Genomic DNA, 18291 nt, shown 5'->3' with positions numbered 1-18291 from the left:
CCACTACCCCTCGTGCTCGTGGAGGATGGCGGGCATGGGGTCCTCCTCGTCCAGCAGGAGGGTGACCACCGAGTCGCCGGTAAGGTGCTCGTGGCGGGACCAGGTCAGCTCGATACCGTGCTCACGGAACACCTGGGGGGCGTCCGGGCCCATGTAGGCCAGGCCGCCGGAGCCGGAGAGGTAGACGTCGCCGTCGACCATGGAGACCTGCTCAATGAGGCGGGCCACGTTGTGGCCCTGGGGCGGGGGCGTGGTGACCAGGGGGGTGGTGATCCCCAGCATGTCACGCACGATCTCGATCATGGCGGTGTTGACCTCGTCCAGGCTCCTGCCCTGGGCGGCCTCAATGCGCTCGCACAGCTCGCGCCCGCGGGTCTTAAAGTAGCGCGCGGCCGAGTACCGCCCCCGGATGACGTTGGTGAGGTGGCGCTGCCAGCCCTCGCGGACCACCACGTCCTCGATCGGGATGAGGGCGGGCTTGCCCTCCAGGATGTGGGAGGCCCAGCGCCCGCGCATAGTCACCCGGCGCTGGTAGCCGTGCTTCTGGAACTGGTCGTGCACGGCCAGGATGAAGACGTCGCTGTGGATCATCTTGTACCAGAAGCCGGAGTAGGGCAGGAGGTCTGGCTGGTGGATGGCGACGGTGGTCATCGGCGGATCTCCCTGACGAGGGCGTACTGCTCGGCGTAGTCCATCTGGTGGGTGCGGCCCACCGCGGCGGCGATCTGCTTAATGGAGGTCAGGGGGTGGGGGCCCTCCGGGGTCTCGGAGACGTAGCACTGGCAGGCCCGCTCCTTGGCCTCGGCCTGGGCGGCGGTGAGCTCCTCGAACACGTTCCAGCGCAGGTCGGTGGGGTAGAGGGAGAGGTCGTAGACGGCGACGTCGTAGACGTAGACCATGGGCGGGTACCAGTGCAGGTGGCTCATGGACATGCGGCAGGAGCGCATCCCGGCCTCGTAGGCGGCGATGTGGTCCTGGTGCAGGGAGGGGTAGGGAAGGTAGACCTCCTCGGGGTGGTGCTCAGCCATGACGGCGTCGACGTCGGCCACCAGCCGCGCCATGTGGTCGTGGACGTAGCCGTCGGGGTAGTCCAGGTTACGCACGTTGGTCACGCCCAGGATCTCCATGGCGGCGGCGTGCTCACGCTCGCGCACCTGGCCCGAGCCCGCCACATTGAGGACCAGGCACTCCGGGCCGTACTTGGCCAGGAGGCCGCCGCAGCCCATGGACTCGTCATCCATGTGCGGGGATATCACAAGACGCTTCATCGGTTTCCTTAACACTCGGTAGTGGGGGTGGAAGGCGGGCTAGAAGCTGGCGGTGACGTCCTGGGCGTGCCGGTAGCCGGCCAGGGAGGCGGACTCCACGCACAGGGCCACGAGCTTCTCGGCCACGTACCGGGGCACGTAGGGCAGGAGGCGGTCCACGGCACGGGTGGCCCGCTCGTAGCGGGACTCGTCCCCGGCCCGGGAGAGCCCGTCCACCAGGCGCCCCCAGGGGCCCGTGCCCGCCGACGGGAGTGACAGGGCCGAGCCGTGCCGGGCCTCGAAGGTGCGCCGGGAGGCCCCGGAGTGGAAGGCGCGCATGACCCGGTCGTGGGTGGACGTCGGGGCGCCCAGGTGGGCCACCTGCAGCTCGGGGGCGATGACCAGCGGGATCCCGGCCTGGTGGAGCCGGTAGCCGTAGTCGGTGTCCTCCATGCCGTAGTGGGCGTACTCCTGGGAGTACTCCCCCACCTGCTCCCAGGTGCCCCGGGTCAGGGAGCAGTTGGCCGACCACAGGCGCCAGGGCTCAATGTCCCCCGCGTAGGCCGAGGCGATGAGGTGGTCCATGGACCGCACCCCGTAGGCGCGCGCGTAGGGGGAGTCGGGCATGACGTCGTTGGCCAGGGCGACCACGCCGCGCGGCCCGTGGTGGGCGTGGCGGGCCACGTGCCCGCTGACGAAGTCGGGCGCGGGCAGCAGGTCGTCGTCGCAGCGTATGAGGACCTCCCCGCGGGCGGCGGCGTGCCCCGCGTTGAGGGCGGCCACGCGCCCCCGGTTGCGGGGGAAGACGATGACGTCCAGGTCCAGTCCGGTGGACTCCCCCAGGCCGGCCAGGACGGCGGCCGAGGCGTCGACCTCGCCGTCGATGACGACGACGACCTCGAAGTCCGTGGTGTCCTGCTGCGCGAGCCCGCCCAGCAGGACCGGTAGCCTGACCTCGCCCCGGTAGCTGGGGACGATGACGGACGCGCTCGGTGTCAAGGCGGGGACCTCCTGGGGCTCGGGCATGCGGCGCACGGTACCTGACCAGGCCTGCCAGGGGTAAGTCTACATGGGGGCCGGTGGCGTGCCGTGGGCGGGCCCGGTGGTGACCGACACCAGGCTCCGGCACCGCCGGTGGGGCCGCTACCAGCGTGGGCGGACCCGTCAGCCCGCCCGTGCGTCTGCGGGGCCGGTGGGGCCGCTGGCTCCCTCCCTGCGCCAACCCTGCGCCCGGTTCCTCGCACCGGCTCCGCTCCCGCCACCCTGCGCTGACGCTGGTGGGGCCAGGGCAAGTGCCCCGGCCCCACCGGTGGAAGGCCAGCCTGAGGAGCAGTCCCCGGCTGGCAGCCCTACCCGCGTCCAGGGACGCATTCCGGGAGGGCAACGGCCGCACCACCAAGGTGGGCGGCCCTACCCGCGTCCTCCGGGGGCGCAGGCCCCTGGGGGACGGACCGCCTCAGGCCTTGAAGCGGGGGAAGGCCTTGGCGCCGGCGTAGACGGCGTCGTCGCCCAGGGACTCCTCGATGCGCAGGAGCTGGTTGTACTTGTTGACGCGCTCGCCACGGGCGGGGGCGCCGGTCTTGATCTGGCCGGAGTTGGTGGCCACGGCCAGGTCGGCGATGGTGACGTCCTCGGTCTCGCCGGAGCGGTGGGAGGTCATGGTCTTGTAGCCAGCGCGGTGGGCCATCTCCACGGCCTCCAGGGTCTCGGTCAGGGAGCCGATCTGGTTGACCTTGACCAGCAGGGCGTTGGCGGCGCTCATGGCGATGCCCTTGGCGAGGCGCTCGGGGTTGGTCACGAAGAAGTCGTCACCGACGATCTGGACCCTGTCGCCGATCTCCTCGGTCAGGCGCTTCCAGTGCTCCCACTCGTCCTCGGAGAGCGGGTCCTCGATGGAGACGATCGGGAAGTCCCTGATGAGCTGCTCGTAGTAGGCGACCATGTAGTCGTTGTCGCGGGCCTCGCCCTCGAACAGGTAGGTCTTGGTCTCGTTGTCGAAGAACTCGCTGGAGGCCACGTCCATGGCCAGGGCGACGTCGTGGCCGGGCTTGTAGCCGGCCTTCTCGATCGCCTCGACAATGAGCTCCAGGGCCTCGCGGTTGGAGTCGAGGTTGGGGGCGAAGCCGCCCTCGTCGCCCAGGCCGGTGGACAGGCCCCGCTCCTTGACGACCTTCTTGAGGGAGTGGTAGACCTCGGCGCCCCAGCGCAGGGCCTCACGGAAGGTGGGGGCGCCGATGGGGGCGATCATGAACTCCTGGATGTCCACGTCGGAGTCGGCGTGGGCACCGCCGTTCATGATGTTCATCATGGGCACGGGCAGGACGTGGGCGTTAGGGCCGCCGATGTACTGGAAGAGCTCCAGGCCAGCGGACTTGGCGGAGGCCTTGGCGGCGGCCAGGGAGACGCCCAGGATGGCGTTGGCGCCCAGCTTGCCCTTGTTGGGGGTGCCGTCGAGGTCGATCATGAGGCGGTCGAGGCCGCGCTGGTCGGAGGCCTCGAAGCCGATGACCTCGGGGGCGATAATGTCGTTGACGTTGTCAACGGCCTTCTCCACACCCTTGCCGTCGTAACGGCCCTTGTCGCCGTCGCGCAGCTCGACGGCCTCGAAGGCACCGGTGGAGGCACCGGAGGGGACGGCGGCACGGGCAATGGTGCCGTCCTCCAGGAGGATCTCGACCTCAAGGGTCGGGTTGCCACGGGAGTCCAGGATCTCGCGGGCGTGAACTGTCTCGATGAGGGCCACTTGGTGCTCCTAGGTGAGATTGACCAATTGCAGGGTCAGCCTACCGTTGACGTGGCCTACCTCGCAGGGGGCTGAGGTCCCGCTGTCAAGAGTTCACCGGGGGCGATCTTGGCGCCCGCCCCAGACGCGCCCCGTACCCGCGCCGGGGACGCTCTGGTCCCCGGGGGCGCGCCAGCCCCCGGGCGCCCGCCGTGCGGCCTGCGCGCCGCGGCCTGAGGGCGCAATGGCGCCGCCTGCTGCCCCACCGGAACGGTGGGGGCGTGGACAGCGTCCGGGAGCTGCCCGCGCAGGTCCCGGACGCCGTCGCGTGGTCAGGAGGTCACTTGCCCTGGTTGGCCACCGCGGCGATCTTGGCCTCGGCCTCGGGGTCCAGGTAGCGTCCGCCCTTCTTGAGCGGCTTGAGGGTCTCCTCGTCGAGCTCGTAGACCAGCGGGATGCCGGTGGGGATGTTGACGCCGGCGATGTCGGCGTCGGAGATGTCGTCCAGGTGCTTGACGATGGCGCGCAGGGAGTTGCCGTGCGCGGCGATCATAATGACCTGGCCGGTCTTGATGGCCGGGACGATGGTGCCCTCCCAGTAGGGCAGGAGGCGCTCCAGGACGTCCTTGAGGCACTCGGTGACGGGGATGGGCTCCCCGGCGTAGCGGGGGTCGGTGTCCTGGGAGAACTCGCTGCCCAGCTCGATGGCCGGCGGCGGTACGTCGTAGGAGCGGCGCCAGAGCATGAACTGCTCCTCCCCGTACTCCTCACGGATCTCCTTCTTGTTCTTGCCCTGGAGCGCCCCGTAGTGGCGCTCGTTGAGGCGCCAGCTGCGCTCGACCGGGATCCAGTGCCGGTCGGCGGCGTCCAGGGAGAGGTTGGCGGTCATAATGGCCCGGCGCAGCATCGAGGTGAAGAGCTTCTCGGGCAGGACTCCTGCCTCCTTGAGCAGCTCGCCGCCGTGGACGGCCTCTGCGCAGCCCTTGTCGGACAGGGGGACGTCGACCCAGCCGGTAAAGAGGTTCTTTGCGTTCCAGTCGCTCTCGCCGTGGCGGAGCAGCACGAGGGTGTATGCCATGGGCCTCATTGTGCCAGGTGGATCACTTCTACGCGAGGCCTATGGGGCCCGAGATCCTTGCGGACCCCGGGAGCCCCACCGGCGTCGTGCCCCCGAGACGATTCGAACGTCCGACACCCGCTTTAGGAGAGCGGTGCTCTATCCCCTGAGCTACGAGGGCTGTGCTGTGGGGCCCAGCCTAGCAGGGCCTGGGCCCCGTTCCCACTCAGGCGCGCCCCCACGGCGTGGACGTGCGCCGTGCCCGCTCCTCACCCTTGGAACGGTCGGGAACGACCAGCACCGGGCAGGAGGCGTGAGACAGGACACCCTGGCTGGTGGAGCCCAGCAGGAGGCCGGAGAACCCGCCCCGTCCACGTGAGCCCACCACCACCAGGTCCACGGCGGTGGAGAACTCCGCCAGGAGCTCGGCGGCGTTGCCGTCCAGGGCGTGGCGCCGCACGGTGACCCCGGGGTGGCCGTCCAGGGCCTCGGCGATCGCCCGGTCCAGGCCGCTGCGCACGTCGGCCAGGACCTGCTCGCGGTCCACGGTGGCTGGCAGCCAGGCCAGCACCCCCGCCCCGGTGGCCATGGGGACGGCGGCGATGGCGGTGACCTCGGCGTCCCAGGCCTCTGCCTCCTCCACGGCCCAGGCCAGGGCCTTGCGGGCGGAGGAGGAGCCGTCCACGCCCACCACAATGCGTCGTACCGGGGTGAACTCAGCCCCCTCGGTGTGCCGGGGCACCACCACGGTGGGGCAGTGGGAGTGGGCGGGCAGGGCGGAGGAGACGGTGCCCAGCAGCCGGTCGGCGAAGCCTCCGCCGCCTCGGGTGCCCACGACGGTCAGGACGGACTGCTTGGACAGGTCCACCAGGACCCCGGCCGGGTCCCCGGTCTCCAGGGAGCTGGTCACCCGCACGTCCTTGTCCCGGGCCCGGGCCACGGCCTCGTCGAGCACCGCCTGGGCGCCGGAGCGGATGGCGGTGTCGTCCAGGACGGCGTAGCCGCCGTCCAGGGAGGCCGTGGTGAACGAGGGCAGGGAGTAGGCGCATAGGAGGTGGACCCGCCACCCCTTGAGTGCGGCCCGGGCCACGGCCCAGTCCACGGCCCCGAAGGACTCCGGTGACCCGTCAACCCCGACGAGGACCACCTTGTCGTCTGTCATAGTTTCGTGCCCCTTTCTGTGAGCGTGGGGCGGTGCGGGCCAGGACCCCGCGTTCGCCTGTGGTGCAAAACACTATACAGACACGGGGGAGGGCACCCACCGCCTGGACGAGTGCCCTCCCTCTCAGCGAAAGCAGTTGTCGAGCTGGAGCCCGCAGGATCTAAAGCCGCAGGTCAGACCATCCGCAGGAAGGTCGCGCCACCGCGGACGGGCATGTAGCGCACGCCCACGCCCTCGCTCTCGGCGGAGACCATCATGCCGTCACCCACGTAGATGGCCACGTGACCGGGCCACCACATGACGTCGCCGGGCTGGGCGGAGGCGGCCGAGACCGGGGTCCCCATGCCGCGGATCGCCGAGGAGGAGTGGGGCAGGCTGACGCCGATCTGGGAGTACACGTACTGGACCAGGCCGGAGCAGTCGAAGGCACCCGGGCCGCCGGCACCGTAGACGTAGGCGGCGCCCACGTACTGCATGGCGATGGCGGCCACGGAGGAGTTCCCGGCAGCCAGGGCGGGGGCGGGGGCAGGGGTCGTGTCCTCCTCGGCCGCCGCCGGGGTGGTCGTGGGGGCAGAGGCCTCGGTCGTGGTGGTGGCAGCGGTAGTCGTCGTCTCGGCCGCCGGGGCGGCCTCCTCGACCGCGGGGGCGGGAGCGGGGGCAGGAGCCTCGGCGGTGGCCTGGGCGGCCCCCTCCGCGGTCCAGGTCGCGTCAGAGGCGACGGAGATCTCAGGGTTGTTGGTGACCGCCGCACGGGCGTCCGTGGTCAGCGCCCCTGCACCGAGGGAGCCGGCTGACTCACCGACCTCGGTGCTGCCAGCGGCCACGGCCGCGCCCTGGGCGAGGACGGTCAGGGCCAGGCCGGAGGCGGCGGCGACGCTCAGACCGCGGCGTGCGGTCGGAGCAACCCCGGAAAGCGCCGCCATCGGTCGCTTTGCCTTGCGGTGGCGGGCCACAGGTCGAGTCGTCATAGTTTCTCCTTGGTAGCCGCCGAGGTGAGCTGTCGGGTTCGAGCTGGAGACGCTCGGCCCGCTGTCGCGGGCTTCACCCCAAGACCAAGCAGCCTTGTGGGCCACCTGGCCGGAAGTTGGGTCCCCCGGACCTGCCGGATTGAAGAGTCAGGGTGACGAGAACACGTGCCGACAGGACTAGGCATCACGTCCCTCGTCGCAGCCTGGAAACCGACTGCGTTCGCTACTCTAACCAGCAGACCCCGGTCGGTGCACCTCAATACCCCCTCCACCCTCCTGTGGTATTACACACAGGGCTCACGGCGCGTCAGGCGGTACCGAGGGCGCCAGGGACAAGGGTCACGAGGACTTGTGTGATTATCGCCTCAAAAACAGGTGTCGTGCCAGGTCACGGGGCAGGACGACGGCGTCGCCCCCGGGCCCCTCCACGCGCACCCCCCGGTAGACCGCCATCACCTGCACCTGCGCCTTCGGCACGATGCCGGCGTCCTCCATGTCCACCAGGAGCTGGTGGCTGGCCTGGACCGGCTCCCCCACCCGGGCCACGACGGCGTCAATGACCTCGTCAATATCGCCGGCCAGGCTCTCGGCGCAGATCTCGTCGGGCGCCGGGGACGGGTAGACGATCCCGGACGGGGGCACGGGGTTGCCGAAGGGGTCGGACTCGATCTCCCCCAGGAGGGCGAACAGGTGGTCCTCGACCTTCTCGCTCATGACGTGCTCCCAGCGACAGGCCTCGTCGTGGATGAGCCGGCGGTCCAGTCCGATAATGTCCAGGAGCACCCTTTCCGCAAGCCGGTGCTTGCGAATCACCTCCGTGGCGTGGCGCCGCCCCTCGTAGGTCAGCTTCAGGGAGCGGTCCTCGGCGACGTGGATGAGGCCGTCGCGCTCCATACGGGACACCGTCTGGGAGACCGTGGGACCGGAGTGGTCCAGGCGCTCGACTATGCGGGCGCGCAACGGCGTAATCCCGTCCTCCTCCAGCTCGTAGACGGCCTTCAGGTACATTTCGGTGGTGTCAATGAGTTCACTCACGGCCGGTTCTCCTTCGGATCGAGGTCGTCTCCCTCGGCGTGGGCGGCACGCTCGCGGGGTCCGCTGGCGGTCGGGAACGGGTCTGGGGCATAACGAGCCGGGGAGGCGCTCCCGCGGCGTCGGGCCCACGTGCCCGCGACCACCGCAATGGTAACGGCTGCCACACCGCCGAGGAGGAGGGCGGCGCGCGGACCCCAGGTGTCCGAGACCCACCCGATGAGCGGGGAGCCCACCGGCGTGGACCCCAGGAGGCACATCATGTAGATGCTCATCACCCGTCCGCGCACCTGCGGCGCCGCGGTGAGCTGGATGGTCTGGTTGGCAGCCGTGAGCAGCGTCAGGGTGCACAGCCCCACCGGCACGGTGGCGAGGGTGAACAGCAGGTAGCCCGGGGCCAGGGCCATGAGGAGGGTGGAGGCCCCCAGGAAGAGGGCCGCCCACACCACCGTGCGCACCTGCGGCTGGCTGCGCCGGGCCGCCCACAGGGCCCCGCCCAGGCTCCCGACGGCGAACACCGAGGAGACCGTGCCGTAGGCGTCGGACTCCAGGGCGAAGACGCTGCGCACCATGGCCGCCATGGTCACCTGGTAGTTGAGGGTGAACATTGAGACCACCGTAATGACCCCGATCATGACCAGCAGGTCCGTGCGGTGGCGTACGTAGCTCAGGCCCTCGCGCACCTGCCCGTGGGCCCGCGGGGCGCGGGCCACCTCGTAGAGCTCCCCCACGCGCATGAGCGCCAGGGCCGCCGTCGGGGCCAGGAAGGTGGCGGCGTTGACGGCGAAGACCAGGCCGGGGCCGACGGCGGCGGTCACCATCCCGGCGGCCGCGGGCCCCAGGAGCCGGGCGGCGTTGAAGGAGGCGGAGTTCAGCCCCACCGCGTTGGCCAGGTGGTCGGTCGGGACCATGCGGACCACGAAGATCTGGCGGGCGGGGGCGTCGTAGGCGCTGCCCACCCCGGTGAGGAAGGCCGCCAGGTAGACGTGCCACAGGGCGGCCCGTCCCATGAGGACGTCGGCGGCCAGGACCGCCGAGACCACCCCCATGAAGGCCTGGGTCACCATGAGCAGCCTGCGCTGGTCCAGGCGGTCGGCGACCAGGCCGGCGTGGGCGGACAGCAGCAGGGCGGGCAGGAACTGCAGCGCCGTGGTCATGCCGGTGGCGCTGGCGGAGTCGTCGGTGAGGATGCGCAGGACCAGCCAGTCCTGGGCCACGCGCTGCATCCACGTGCCGGTGTTGGTCACCAGGGCGGCGAAGAACCAGATGCGGTAGTTGCGGATTCTCAGGGAGTCAAAGGTGCGCATGGCGGGCTCGGCGTGTCGGTCGGTAACCGCACCAGCGTACGCCTGCCGCAAGCCACGCGGGGCGCCCTCACGCCCCTCTCCCGCCCCGTCCTCCCCGCGAGAACGGTACTTATTGCTCGCGAGAACGGTACTTGTTCGTCGCGAGAACGGTACTTGTTTGCCGTGAGAACGGCGGCGTCGCCCCTGGCCGTCGCTCCTGGGGCCTCAGGCACGTCGCCCCTGCGCGGGGCGGCTCCCTCAGCCTGAGGCTGGGCGACGCCGGGGCCGCTGGCACGCCCGCCTGCCGGGGCGGCCGCCGGCAGCGCTCCGGTGCGGCCGGGCACGCCATGGCGAGGCCGCTCCTGCGCAAGGTGGCCGCCGGATCCGTCCGGTACAGGCACCCCTCGCGCAGCCCGCCTCCTCCCTCCCGCTCACTCTCGCAGGAGGGGACGCAGGCGGGGCGGCCCCGGCTCAGCTCACGCCCAGGATCTCCTTAATGGGAGTCAGGGTGAAGTAGACCACGAAGAGCGCGGCGGTGAACCACATAAGCGGGTGGACGCTGCGGGCCTTGCCTCGCGACACCTGCACCACGACGTAGGTCACGAACCCTGCCCCAATACCGTTGGTAATGGAGTAGGAGAAGGGCATCATTATAATGGTCATAAAGGCCGGGACACCCAGTTCGGGACGCTTCCAGTCAATCTCGGCGACCTGGGTCATCATGAGGAAGCCCACAATGACCAGGGCAGGGGTGGCGGCCTCGTAGGGCACCATGGCCACCACCGGGGACAGGAAGACCGACAGCAGGAACAGCACGCCGGTGACCACGTTGGCCAGGCCCGTACGCGCGCCCTCGCCCACTCCCGCCGCGGACTCCACGTAGGAGGTGTTGGAGGAGACCCCGCCCAGGCCGCCGGCGATGGCGCCCACGGAGTCCACCACGAGGATCTCACGGGTACGCGGCGGGTTGCCGTCCTCGTCGAGCAGGTCGCCCTCGGCGCCAATGGCCACCATGGTGCCCATGGTGTCGAAGAAGTCGGCCAGCATGAGGGAGAAGACCAGGAGGACCACGGAGACCGTCCCCATCCTCTCAAAGGATCCCAGCAGGGAGAAGTGCCCCAGGCTGGACAGGTCGGGCACGGCCACGGGGTTGTCGGACAGCGCGGGCACGCTCAGCGCCCAGCCGGTGGGGTTGAGCGTGCCGCGACTGGCGTCGTCGTTGAAGGCACCCAGGTGGAGGACCGCCTCAATGACCACCGCCAGGACGGTGGAGGTGACGATGCCAATGAGGATCGAGCCGCGCACCCTGCGGATGTACAGGACGATCGTGAAGAACAGGCCGAACAGGAAGACCAACACCGGCCAGCCCTGCAGCGAGCCGCCCAGGCCCAGCTCCAGGGGCGTGCCCCCGGCGCGCACCACCTTGGCGTCCACCAGCCCGATCAGGGCGATGAACAGGCCGATGCCCACGCTGATGGCGGTGCGCAGGTGCACCGGGACGGCGCGGAAGACGGCCTCACGGAACCCCGTGAGGACCAGGACCAGGATAATGACGCCCTCAATGACGATCAGGCCCATGGCGTCGGCGAAGGTCATGCCGTTGGTACCCACAATGGTGTAGGCCACCATGGCGTTAATGCCCAGTCCCGCGGCCATGGCCAGCGGGTAGTTGGCCACCACGCCCATGAGGAGCGTCATGACCCCGGCAATGAGGGCGGTCGCGGCCGCGATCTGGGCCTTGGCGGCGTCCAGGTCGCCAGCACCGGCGTCGGGGCCCGCGAAGGCGGAGCCGAGGATAATGGGGTTGAGGACCAGGATGTAGGACATCGTGAAGAAGGTGACGAGTCCGCCACGCACCTCACGGTCAATGCTCGAGCCGCGCTCAGTGATGTGGAAGAAACGGTCCAGGGGATGGAGGGGAGGGGTGCGCGAGCCCTGGGGCACCGTCTCCTGCGTGCTCTGGGAGGAGGAAGTTCTCACGTGTCCCTATTGTGGCAGAGACCGGGGTAAGCGGCATCTCATCCTTTCCTCTCAGCCATCTCACCGGGGTGCGGGCGCTCCCCGCGCCGTCCAGGCGCTGTCCCCGGCCGCTGTGAGGCGCGGGGGCGGCCTGCCCGTGGGCGCCCCTGGGAAAAGCGCTCGGTGGTGAGCTCGGGGCTGACGGGGCGCCCTGCCCGTGGGCGCCTTGTGGCAGGGCCGCCGGGTCCCGCGGCACCCGGCGCCGCCTACATCAGGTGCGGGCGGCCAGAGCGGCCTCCAGGTCCGCCAGGGCGGTGGCCGCGTGCTCAGGAGCCAGGTCCAGGTGCAGGTCGGCAGTCAGATCCGGGCCCAGGTCCGCCGTGAGGTCGGCGACGGCGTCACGGGCGGAGGCGGCCCGGCGCTCCGGGTCCGTGTCCGGCCCTGCTCCCTCCCGGCCGGGCGCCTGTCCCAGGACCTCCACCAGCTGCTCGACGGCGGGGCTCGCCTTACGAGAGCGTCGCGGGCGGGCGGGACGCGACCGGGCCCCGTCATCCCCGTCGGGCTGGCCGGCAGGGTCCTGGCGCGCCTCCGCCTGAGGTGCCGCCTGGGAAGTCGTCACCCGACGCGCCTCCGCCTGGGGTGTCGCCGCCGGTCCCTCAGCCACGTCCTGGGACCCCTCGGCCCCCTGCGGGGCCGGGCCGCCCTGCAAGGCCTTAGCGTCCGGGGCCTGACCCCCCAGGGCCCCGGCCTGCGGGGCCCCAGTAGTCCCGTCCGGTTCAGTGGCCTGTTCCGGCTCAGGAGTCTGGTCTGGCCCAGCGGTTCGGTCTGGTTCAGTGGTCTGGTTCGGCTCAGTGGGCGTCTCAGGCCCACCGGCCCCGAGGCCCGGCCCGGCGTCCTGGGGCGCGGGAGCCTCAGCCGGGGCGTCCTGGTCCTGAGGGGCACGGGAGGCGCGAGTACGTGGAGTACGGACCCTACGCGACGCCCTGGCCCTGCCCCTCCTGGCGGACCCGGCCTGCTGCGTACTCCCGTCCCGGGCCTCCCGGGCTTCCTGTGGGGCCGGGCTCTCACCGTCCTGGGCCTCCTGTGGGGCCGAGCCCCCGGCGTCGGACGCCTGGGCCTCCTGGGCGTCCTGTGGGGCCGAGCCCTCACCGTCCTGGGAGGCCTGGGAGGCGCCCTCGCGCAGGAGGCGCCCGTCAGTACCCAGGACCTCCAGGTCGGCCTCGTCCACCCGGGCGGGGGTGACGGGCCACTCGGGCCCCTGGTCGGGCAGGTCGGTCTCGGAGTGGGCGCCGCAGCCGTGGTCCAGGGAGACCACCCGACCGTCGTCGGGGGCCCACTCATTGGCGCAGACCCCGAACAGCCCCCGCATGGAGCCGGGCATACGCATGAGGAAGCCGCAGGTGCCGCAGGTGGCGTCAGCCTGGCGGACGCCGTCGGCGCCCGGGCCGGCCTCGCCGTCGTACCAGCGCTGGGCGGCGCGGCTCCTGCCAGCGGGGCTGAGCACGCGGGCCCGGCCGAGGTCGAGCTCGTCCAGGGCCGCCGCGTCCCCCTCCTCACCGGTGGCCTCCCAGCCCGGCTCCAGGCGCTCGTCGGTCTCGCGGCGCGGCAGACGGTCGGAGCGCCCCACGTCCCCGGGCCGCAGGCGGTCTGCCCAGGGCACCCAGGCGGGGGCGAGCAGCGCCTCCTCACCGGGCAGGAGGCCGACCTCGCAGACCGTGGCGGTGCGTGAGCGGGGCGGGCGGCTCACGGTGACCGCCCAGCGCCACCCGCGGTAGCCGGCCATGGTGGTCTCGAAGAGGTGTGTGACCAGGCGCTCACCTTCGCTGCGCGCAGCGGTGTAGGGGCCCACGGCCTCCGGAATGGTCAGGTCGGCCAGGACGGAGCGGGCCATCTCGATAGCGGTGGGGGAGGTCAGGGTACGGTCCCGGGCCGCGGCAGTGCGCTGGGCCTTAGTGGGCAGGGAGCCGGGCCGCGCGACACCTGCGGTAGCAGGGTCGTTGACCGTACCCATGGCCTGAGCCACCTCGGAGTGAGCCGTCTTCATAGTCACGCCCCCAGTGTAGGGGCACAGGCAGACCTGCCCGGGTAACCCGGAGGACACCGCGGTCAGACACGCCCGCGGCAAGGGGTCTGCGTGCTCCGGGGCCCGGGCGGCTCAGCCTCACGCCCGCGGCAAGAGGTGCGGGGCACTGGTCCGCCGGCAGGCCAGGACACGGCCGGCACCGGGGCGCGGGCGCCGGTCAGGAGGCGGGGGTGACGGAGACAATACGGTGGACCCCGACCGTCAGCTCGGTCTGACGCCGCAGGTCCGCCAGGCGCACCCGCCCCGGCTCGACCTCCAGGACCCGCACACGCCGCTCCTGGACGGCGCCGTCGGTCCCCGCCAGGCGCAGGAGCACGGGGGTGCGGGTGGCCCGCGCCTGGCGCATGACGGCCAGGGCGTGCACCGGGTCGGTGGCGGTGTGCGCCCCGCCGCCCGCCGCCCGCCAGGCCTCCTCCCCCTTCCTCATGCGCCCCACCAGGACCATGAGGTCGCGGGCAGCCGGACGACGGCGTCTCACGGGCACCGCCTCCAGGCGCTCCGGCTCGGGGCGGGGACCATGTGCCTCCACCTGCTGCCCCAGGACCAGCTCGCCGTCGGCGTCCTCCGGGACCGGGGCCAGGCCAGCGGCCCGCAGCTCTCGCAGGACCTGCCCGACCGGGGCGCTGGCAGCAAGCACCCCGGGGGCGAGCTCACTCAGCCCCAGGTCGGACAGGCGCCTGTCCGCCAGGAGCCCGGCGGTCACGGCCGGGTCAGGCGCCCGCAGGACCGAGACCACGGCCCGGACCCGTACCGCCCCGTGGTGCCGGGCGGCGTCGTGGACGAGGGAGGTCAGCGTACTGGGCAGGGGGCCGGGGCTGAAGCGGGCCAGGCGCTCCAGGAGCCGGTCGGGCAGCTCACCAGCGTCCAGGGCGGCGCGGACCGACTCCGCCGTAAAGCGCACGGTCAGGGCCCCGCCGCGTGACTCCACCCGGGTGCAGCGCTCCAGGAGGTCGGCGAGCTCGGGCGTGGGGCGACCGGGCACGACGGCGGTGAGGTCGGACTGGACCAGCAGCACCCCCACCGGCGTGGGCAGGTCGGCCGCCAGGGCGCGGGCCAGGGAGCCCAGCAGCTCCTCCTCGTCCTCCACCTGCCCGGCCAGGGCGCGGGCCAGGACCCGTCCGCCCGCGCTCAGGGCCCCCGAGCCGGTGAGGCCCAGCAGCTCGGCCTGGGCCAGGAGCGCCTCCACCGCCGCAGGCTCGGGACGACGCCGGGGCCGGGAGGTGGACAGGGTGGCGTAGGCGAAGTCGGCGGTCAGGGCCGTCCCCTCGGGCAGGCTGAGCAGCAGGCGCAGGAGCCGGTGGCGCAGCGCACTCACCCACGGGGCGGCGGTCTCAGGGTGCAGGACGGCGCGTAGGGTGTTGTCCGGTCCGCGCCGCCCCACGAGCCAGGGCGCACGGTCGCTACCGGCCCAGGCCACCACCAGGGCCGCCCAGCGCTCAGGCAGGGGGTCCCCGCTCCAGGCCGGGTCCTCACGCGAGGGGATCCAGGCGCTCCCGTCCCGGTCCAGGCCCAGCAGCCCGGCCCCGGCGGTGAGCTCGATGACGGTGGCCGCCTGGGTCGGGGAGACGTGCAGGGCCTCGGCGCTACGGTTCAGGCCACGCACCCCCACTCCCCCGGTGCGCAGGATCGGCGCGCCCTGACGACCCCACTCCTCCAGCAGCACGGACACGAGGCGGACCACCTCCTCCGCGTGGCGGCAGGCCTCGGCGGACACCGTGGCGGCGTCCAGGACGTCGAGCCCGGCAGCCTGCGGGGCACGCAGGGACACGTCCGCGGGCAGGAGGTCGCCGTCGCCGGCAGCCTCCACCAGGCCGGTCACGGGGTGTCCGGCCACGGTCAGGGCCAGGCGCTCCAGAAAGGCCAGGCGCTCGGTGACGACGTCCGCGTCCAGCTCCCCGGCCAGACGACGCACGAGGCGGTCCGCACCCGCCCCAGGACCGCCGTCCTGGGGGGCGCCGGGCTCGGGCCCATCGCCCTGCGCGCCCTCACCGGGCTCGGCAGCGCCGTCGGCCCCGGTGCGGGCTCCGGCGTCAGGTACGACGGCGTCAGTGCCCGCGTCCCTGCCGGATCCGTCCGCACCGGCGGCAGGCGCCGCCGCCTCAGGACTACCGCCCTGGGAGGCGCCCGCCTCGAGACCGCCGTCCTGCGCGCTCTCACCGGGCCCGGTAAGCGCGTCACGCACCAGGCACTGGGCGACGGCAAGGGCGGGGGCGTCGCACTGGGTGAGCGCCGCCTCGACGCTGGACCGCCCGACCGCGCGGGCAGCCAGGGCCGTGAAGGAGGGTGAGGGAGGGGAGACGAGGTCGGGGCGCGCAGCCAGGAAGGCCGCGACCTCGCGGTCAGAGCGCGCCATAAGGGCCGCCGCGACGCTCTCCACGTCGGCGGCGGTAGGTGGGATGCGAACGTCCTGCTGACGACTCACCTTCGTCACTGTACGCCCACTCACCGCAGATCCCTAGGGGCGGCTGGGAAAACCTGCCCTGGCACACCCGGGCCCCACCCGCTGCCGCCCGCCCTGTCCGCGCGCTTGGCCACCTACCCCTGGCGCACCCTGGCCCCACTCATTTCAGCCTGGAGGTGCCCCAGGCAATCGAACCTGCCCTATCGAACCTGCCCCTGGTGCACCCGGGCCCCGCATCAGGGCCGCCCCAGGGCCGCCAGGGCTCCCACCGGTAATACCCAGCCATACCCCGTACCAGGCGCCCCCGGCCTCGATCCCGCCAGGACTCGAGCAGGTCACCCCGACCGTGACCGCCACCAAAAGGCCCCAGCCCCGAGCCCGCCCGGCCCCAAGCCCGCCCGGCCCGACGGACACAAAAATCTCCGAGGGCCTCATTAGCCCCAGGCCGGGCGCCGTACGAGACCCTCACCCACCTCTGAGCGCAGACCAACTCCCATTATCGCGAACAAAACATCTTTAAACAAGAAAAAATTATTCACCCACAATAGACAGTCATCCACATGGCGACCCACTCCTTCCACGACACGACGGACCCTCCCGAGGCAGGGACTGACCCCTGCCCCTGCGCTCCACCCGGTGCCATACTCCGGCCATGCCCGGTCCTGACCCCGCATCCACCCCGTCCGCCCAGACACCCCCTGACGGCCCGCTCATTGTCCAGAGCGACAAGACGGTCCTGCTGGAGGTCGCCCACCCCGCCGCCGACGACGCCCGCCGCGCCATCGCCCCCTTCGCCGAGCTGGAGCGGGCACCCGAGCACGTGCACACCTACCGGATCACCCCCCTGGCCCTGTGGAACGCGCGCGCCGCGGGACTGGACGCCGAGACAGTGGTCCACACCCTCATCACCTACTCGCGCTTCCCGGTGCCGCACGCCCTGCTCACCGAGATCGCCGAGACCATGGACCGCTACGGGCGCCTGACCCTGGTCACGGACCCGGCGCACGGGCTGGTCCTGCACGCCAGCGACGTGGCGGTCCTCAAGGAGGTCATGCGCTCGCGGCGCACCACGGGCCTGCTGGGGGCGTCCCTGGGTGAGGCCGACGTCGTGGTACACCCCTCCGAGCGCGGCCACCTCAAGCAGGTGCTCATTAAGCTGGGCTGGCCCGCGGAGGACCTGGCCGGCTACGTGGACGGCGAGGCCCACCCCATCGCCCTGAGGGACTCGCCGGAGGGTGTGGCGGCGGGCGAGCCGGGGGCCTTCACGCTGCGCCCCTACCAGAGGCAGGCGGTGGAGAGCTTCTGGTCGGGGGGCTCCGGCGTCGTGGTCCTGCCCTGTGGGGCCGGGAAGACCCTGGTGGGGGCGGCGGCCATGGCGCGCTCCTCGACGACGACCCTCGTCCTGGTGACCAACGCGGTCTCGGCCCGGCAGTGGAAGGAGGAGCTGACCCGCTTCACCACCCTCACCGGGGACGAGATCGGGGAGTACTCGGGGGCCCGCAAGGAGGTCCGACCTGTGACAATCGCCACCTACCAGGTGCTGACCACCAGGCGCAAGGGCGTCTACCCGCACCTGGACCTGCTGGAGTCCCACGACTGGGGGCTGATTGTCTACGACGAGGTCCACCTGCTCCCGGCCCCGGTCTTCCGTATGACCGCCGACCTCCAGGCGCGCCGCCGCCTGGGCCTGACGGCGACCCTGGTGCGTGAGGACGGGCGCGAGGACGAGGTCTTCTCCTTGATCGGCCCCAAGCGCTACGACGCCCCTTGGAAGGATTTGGAGAACCAGGGGTGGATTGCCCCGGCGGTGTGCACGGAGGTGCGCCTGACCCTGGGCGCCGGTGAGCGTATGGCCTACGCGACGGCGGACAATGACGAGCGCTACCGCCTGGCGGCCTCGGCACCCGGGAAGGTCGCGGTAGTGGACCGGATCCTGGCGCGCCACGCGGGTGAGTCCACACTGGTGATCGGCTCCTACGTGGACCAGCTGGAGGAGCTGGCGGAGCACCTGGGTGCCCCGGTTATCACGGGGACGACGCCGGTGCGTGAGCGTCAGCGCCTTTATGACGCCTTCCGCTCCGGTGAGGTCATGGTCCTCGTGGTCTCCAAGGTGGCGAACTTCAGTATCGACCTGCCGGGGGCGAGCGTGGCGGTGCAGGTGTCGGGCGCTTTTGGTTCCCGTCAGGAGGAGGCGCAACGTCTGGGGAGAATCGTGCGCCCTAAGGAGGACGGGCGTCAGGCGCACTTCTACACGGTGGTGGCCAGGGACACGGTGGACCAGGAGTTCGCGGCGCACCGCCAGCGTTTCCTGGCCGAGCAGGGCTACTCCTACCAGATCGTGGACGCGGAGGACCTGTGAGCGGACAGGGTAGGC

At 71.8% G+C, this 18291-nt stretch carries 13 protein-coding genes, 1 tRNA gene and 1 riboswitch; of the genes, 1 reads left to right on the top strand and 13 read right to left on the bottom strand.

Features of this window, described 5'->3' with window-relative positions; genetic code table 11:
* Positions 1-3: 3 nt before the first annotated feature.
* The 13 genes from JJJ15_RS08055 to JJJ15_RS07995 all read right to left on the bottom strand — a co-directional run bounded on the left by JJJ15_RS08055 (position 4) and on the right by JJJ15_RS07995 (position 15938).
* Complete coding sequence (locus tag JJJ15_RS08055; RefSeq protein WP_106110200.1) at positions 4-651, bottom strand: WbqC family protein; 648 nt, start codon at positions 649-651, stop codon at positions 4-6.
* Complete coding sequence (locus JJJ15_RS08050) at positions 648-1268, bottom strand: PIG-L family deacetylase (protein ID WP_106110199.1); 621 nt, start codon at positions 1266-1268, stop codon at positions 648-650. Before JJJ15_RS08050 ends, JJJ15_RS08055 begins: the two co-directional genes overlap by 4 nt.
* Positions 1269-1307: 39 nt before the next feature.
* Complete coding sequence (locus JJJ15_RS08045) at positions 1308-2273, bottom strand: glycosyltransferase (RefSeq protein ID WP_200510388.1); 966 nt, start codon at positions 2271-2273, stop codon at positions 1308-1310.
* 430 nt (positions 2274-2703) lie between these two features.
* Positions 2704-3990, bottom strand: coding sequence for a phosphopyruvate hydratase (eno, locus tag JJJ15_RS08040; RefSeq protein ID WP_200510387.1), 1287 nt, complete (start codon positions 3988-3990; stop codon positions 2704-2706).
* A gap of 319 nt (positions 3991-4309) precedes the next feature.
* Positions 4310-5047, bottom strand: coding sequence for a phosphoglyceromutase (locus tag JJJ15_RS08035; protein ID WP_200510386.1), 738 nt, complete (start codon positions 5045-5047; stop codon positions 4310-4312).
* A gap of 87 nt (positions 5048-5134) precedes the next feature.
* A tRNA-Arg gene (locus JJJ15_RS08030) sits at positions 5135-5207 on the bottom strand.
* A 45-nt stretch (positions 5208-5252) separates the two neighbouring features.
* Positions 5253-6188 carry a universal stress protein gene (locus JJJ15_RS08025; RefSeq protein WP_200510385.1) on the bottom strand — a complete coding sequence of 312 codons (936 nt, stop codon included), beginning with the start codon at positions 6186-6188 and terminating at the stop codon, positions 5253-5255.
* Between the two features lie 173 nt (positions 6189-6361).
* Complete coding sequence (locus JJJ15_RS08020) at positions 6362-7156, bottom strand: C40 family peptidase (protein WP_106110194.1); 795 nt, start codon at positions 7154-7156, stop codon at positions 6362-6364.
* Positions 7155-7320: riboswitch (cyclic di-AMP (ydaO/yuaA leader) on the bottom strand. It overlaps the preceding gene by 2 nt.
* Positions 7321-7513: 193 nt before the next feature.
* The gene (locus tag JJJ15_RS08015) at positions 7514-8191 is read right to left on the bottom strand and encodes a metal-dependent transcriptional regulator (RefSeq protein WP_106110193.1); all 678 of its coding nucleotides are present in this window, start codon (positions 8189-8191) and stop codon (positions 7514-7516) included.
* Positions 8188-9495: an MFS transporter gene (locus JJJ15_RS08010; RefSeq protein ID WP_106110192.1), complete on the bottom strand. Its 1308-nt coding sequence runs from the start codon at positions 9493-9495 to the stop codon at positions 8188-8190. Before JJJ15_RS08010 ends, JJJ15_RS08015 begins: the two co-directional genes overlap by 4 nt.
* A 450-nt stretch (positions 9496-9945) precedes the next feature.
* Positions 9946-11418: an NCS2 family permease gene (locus JJJ15_RS08005; protein ID WP_246742258.1), complete on the bottom strand. Its 1473-nt coding sequence runs from the start codon at positions 11416-11418 to the stop codon at positions 9946-9948.
* A gap of 286 nt (positions 11419-11704) precedes the next feature.
* Entirely contained in the window at positions 11705-13477 is a 1773-nt protein-coding gene (locus JJJ15_RS08000; RefSeq protein ID WP_200511996.1) for a DUF3027 domain-containing protein, read from the bottom strand.
* Positions 13478-13673: 196 nt separating this feature from the next.
* Positions 13674-15938, bottom strand: coding sequence for a helicase-associated domain-containing protein (locus JJJ15_RS07995; protein WP_246741973.1), 2265 nt, complete (start codon positions 15936-15938; stop codon positions 13674-13676).
* 631 nt (positions 15939-16569) lie between these two features.
* Here JJJ15_RS07995 and JJJ15_RS07990 point away from each other — a divergent pair.
* The gene (locus JJJ15_RS07990; RefSeq protein WP_200510383.1) at positions 16570-18276 is read left to right on the top strand and encodes a DNA repair helicase XPB; all 1707 of its coding nucleotides are present in this window, start codon (positions 16570-16572) and stop codon (positions 18274-18276) included.
* The last annotated feature ends 15 nt before the right edge of the window (positions 18277-18291 follow it).

The sequence above is a fragment of the Actinomyces sp. HMT897 genome, from assembly GCF_016626125.1.
Classification (GTDB): domain Bacteria; phylum Actinomycetota; class Actinomycetes; order Actinomycetales; family Actinomycetaceae; genus Actinomyces.
This window is presented reverse-complemented; position numbering and strand designations above follow the sequence as displayed.

Bases quoted from the DNA above. Each gene is read 5' to 3' on its own strand.
- JJJ15_RS08055 (WP_106110200.1), bottom strand. From the start codon at position 651: ATGACCACCGTCGCCATCCACCAGCCAGACCTCCTGCCCTACTCCGGC.
- JJJ15_RS08050 (WP_106110199.1), bottom strand. From the start codon at position 1,268: ATGAAGCGTCTTGTGATATCCCCGCACATGGATGACGAGTCCATGGGC.
- JJJ15_RS08045 (WP_200510388.1), bottom strand. From the start codon at position 2,273: ATGCCCGAGCCCCAGGAGGTCCCCGCCTTGACACCGAGCGCGTCCGTC.
- JJJ15_RS08035 (WP_200510386.1), bottom strand. From the start codon at position 5,047: ATGGCATACACCCTCGTGCTGCTCCGCCACGGCGAGAGCGACTGGAAC.
- JJJ15_RS08025 (WP_200510385.1), bottom strand. From the start codon at position 6,188: ATGACAGACGACAAGGTGGTCCTCGTCGGGGTTGACGGGTCACCGGAG.
- JJJ15_RS08020 (WP_106110194.1), bottom strand. From the start codon at position 7,156: ATGACGACTCGACCTGTGGCCCGCCACCGCAAGGCAAAGCGACCGATG.
- JJJ15_RS08010 (WP_106110192.1), bottom strand. From the start codon at position 9,495: ATGCGCACCTTTGACTCCCTGAGAATCCGCAACTACCGCATCTGGTTC.
- JJJ15_RS08000 (WP_200511996.1), bottom strand. From the start codon at position 13,477: ATGAAGACGGCTCACTCCGAGGTGGCTCAGGCCATGGGTACGGTCAAC.
- JJJ15_RS07990 (WP_200510383.1), top strand. From the start codon at position 16,570: ATGCCCGGTCCTGACCCCGCATCCACCCCGTCCGCCCAGACACCCCCT.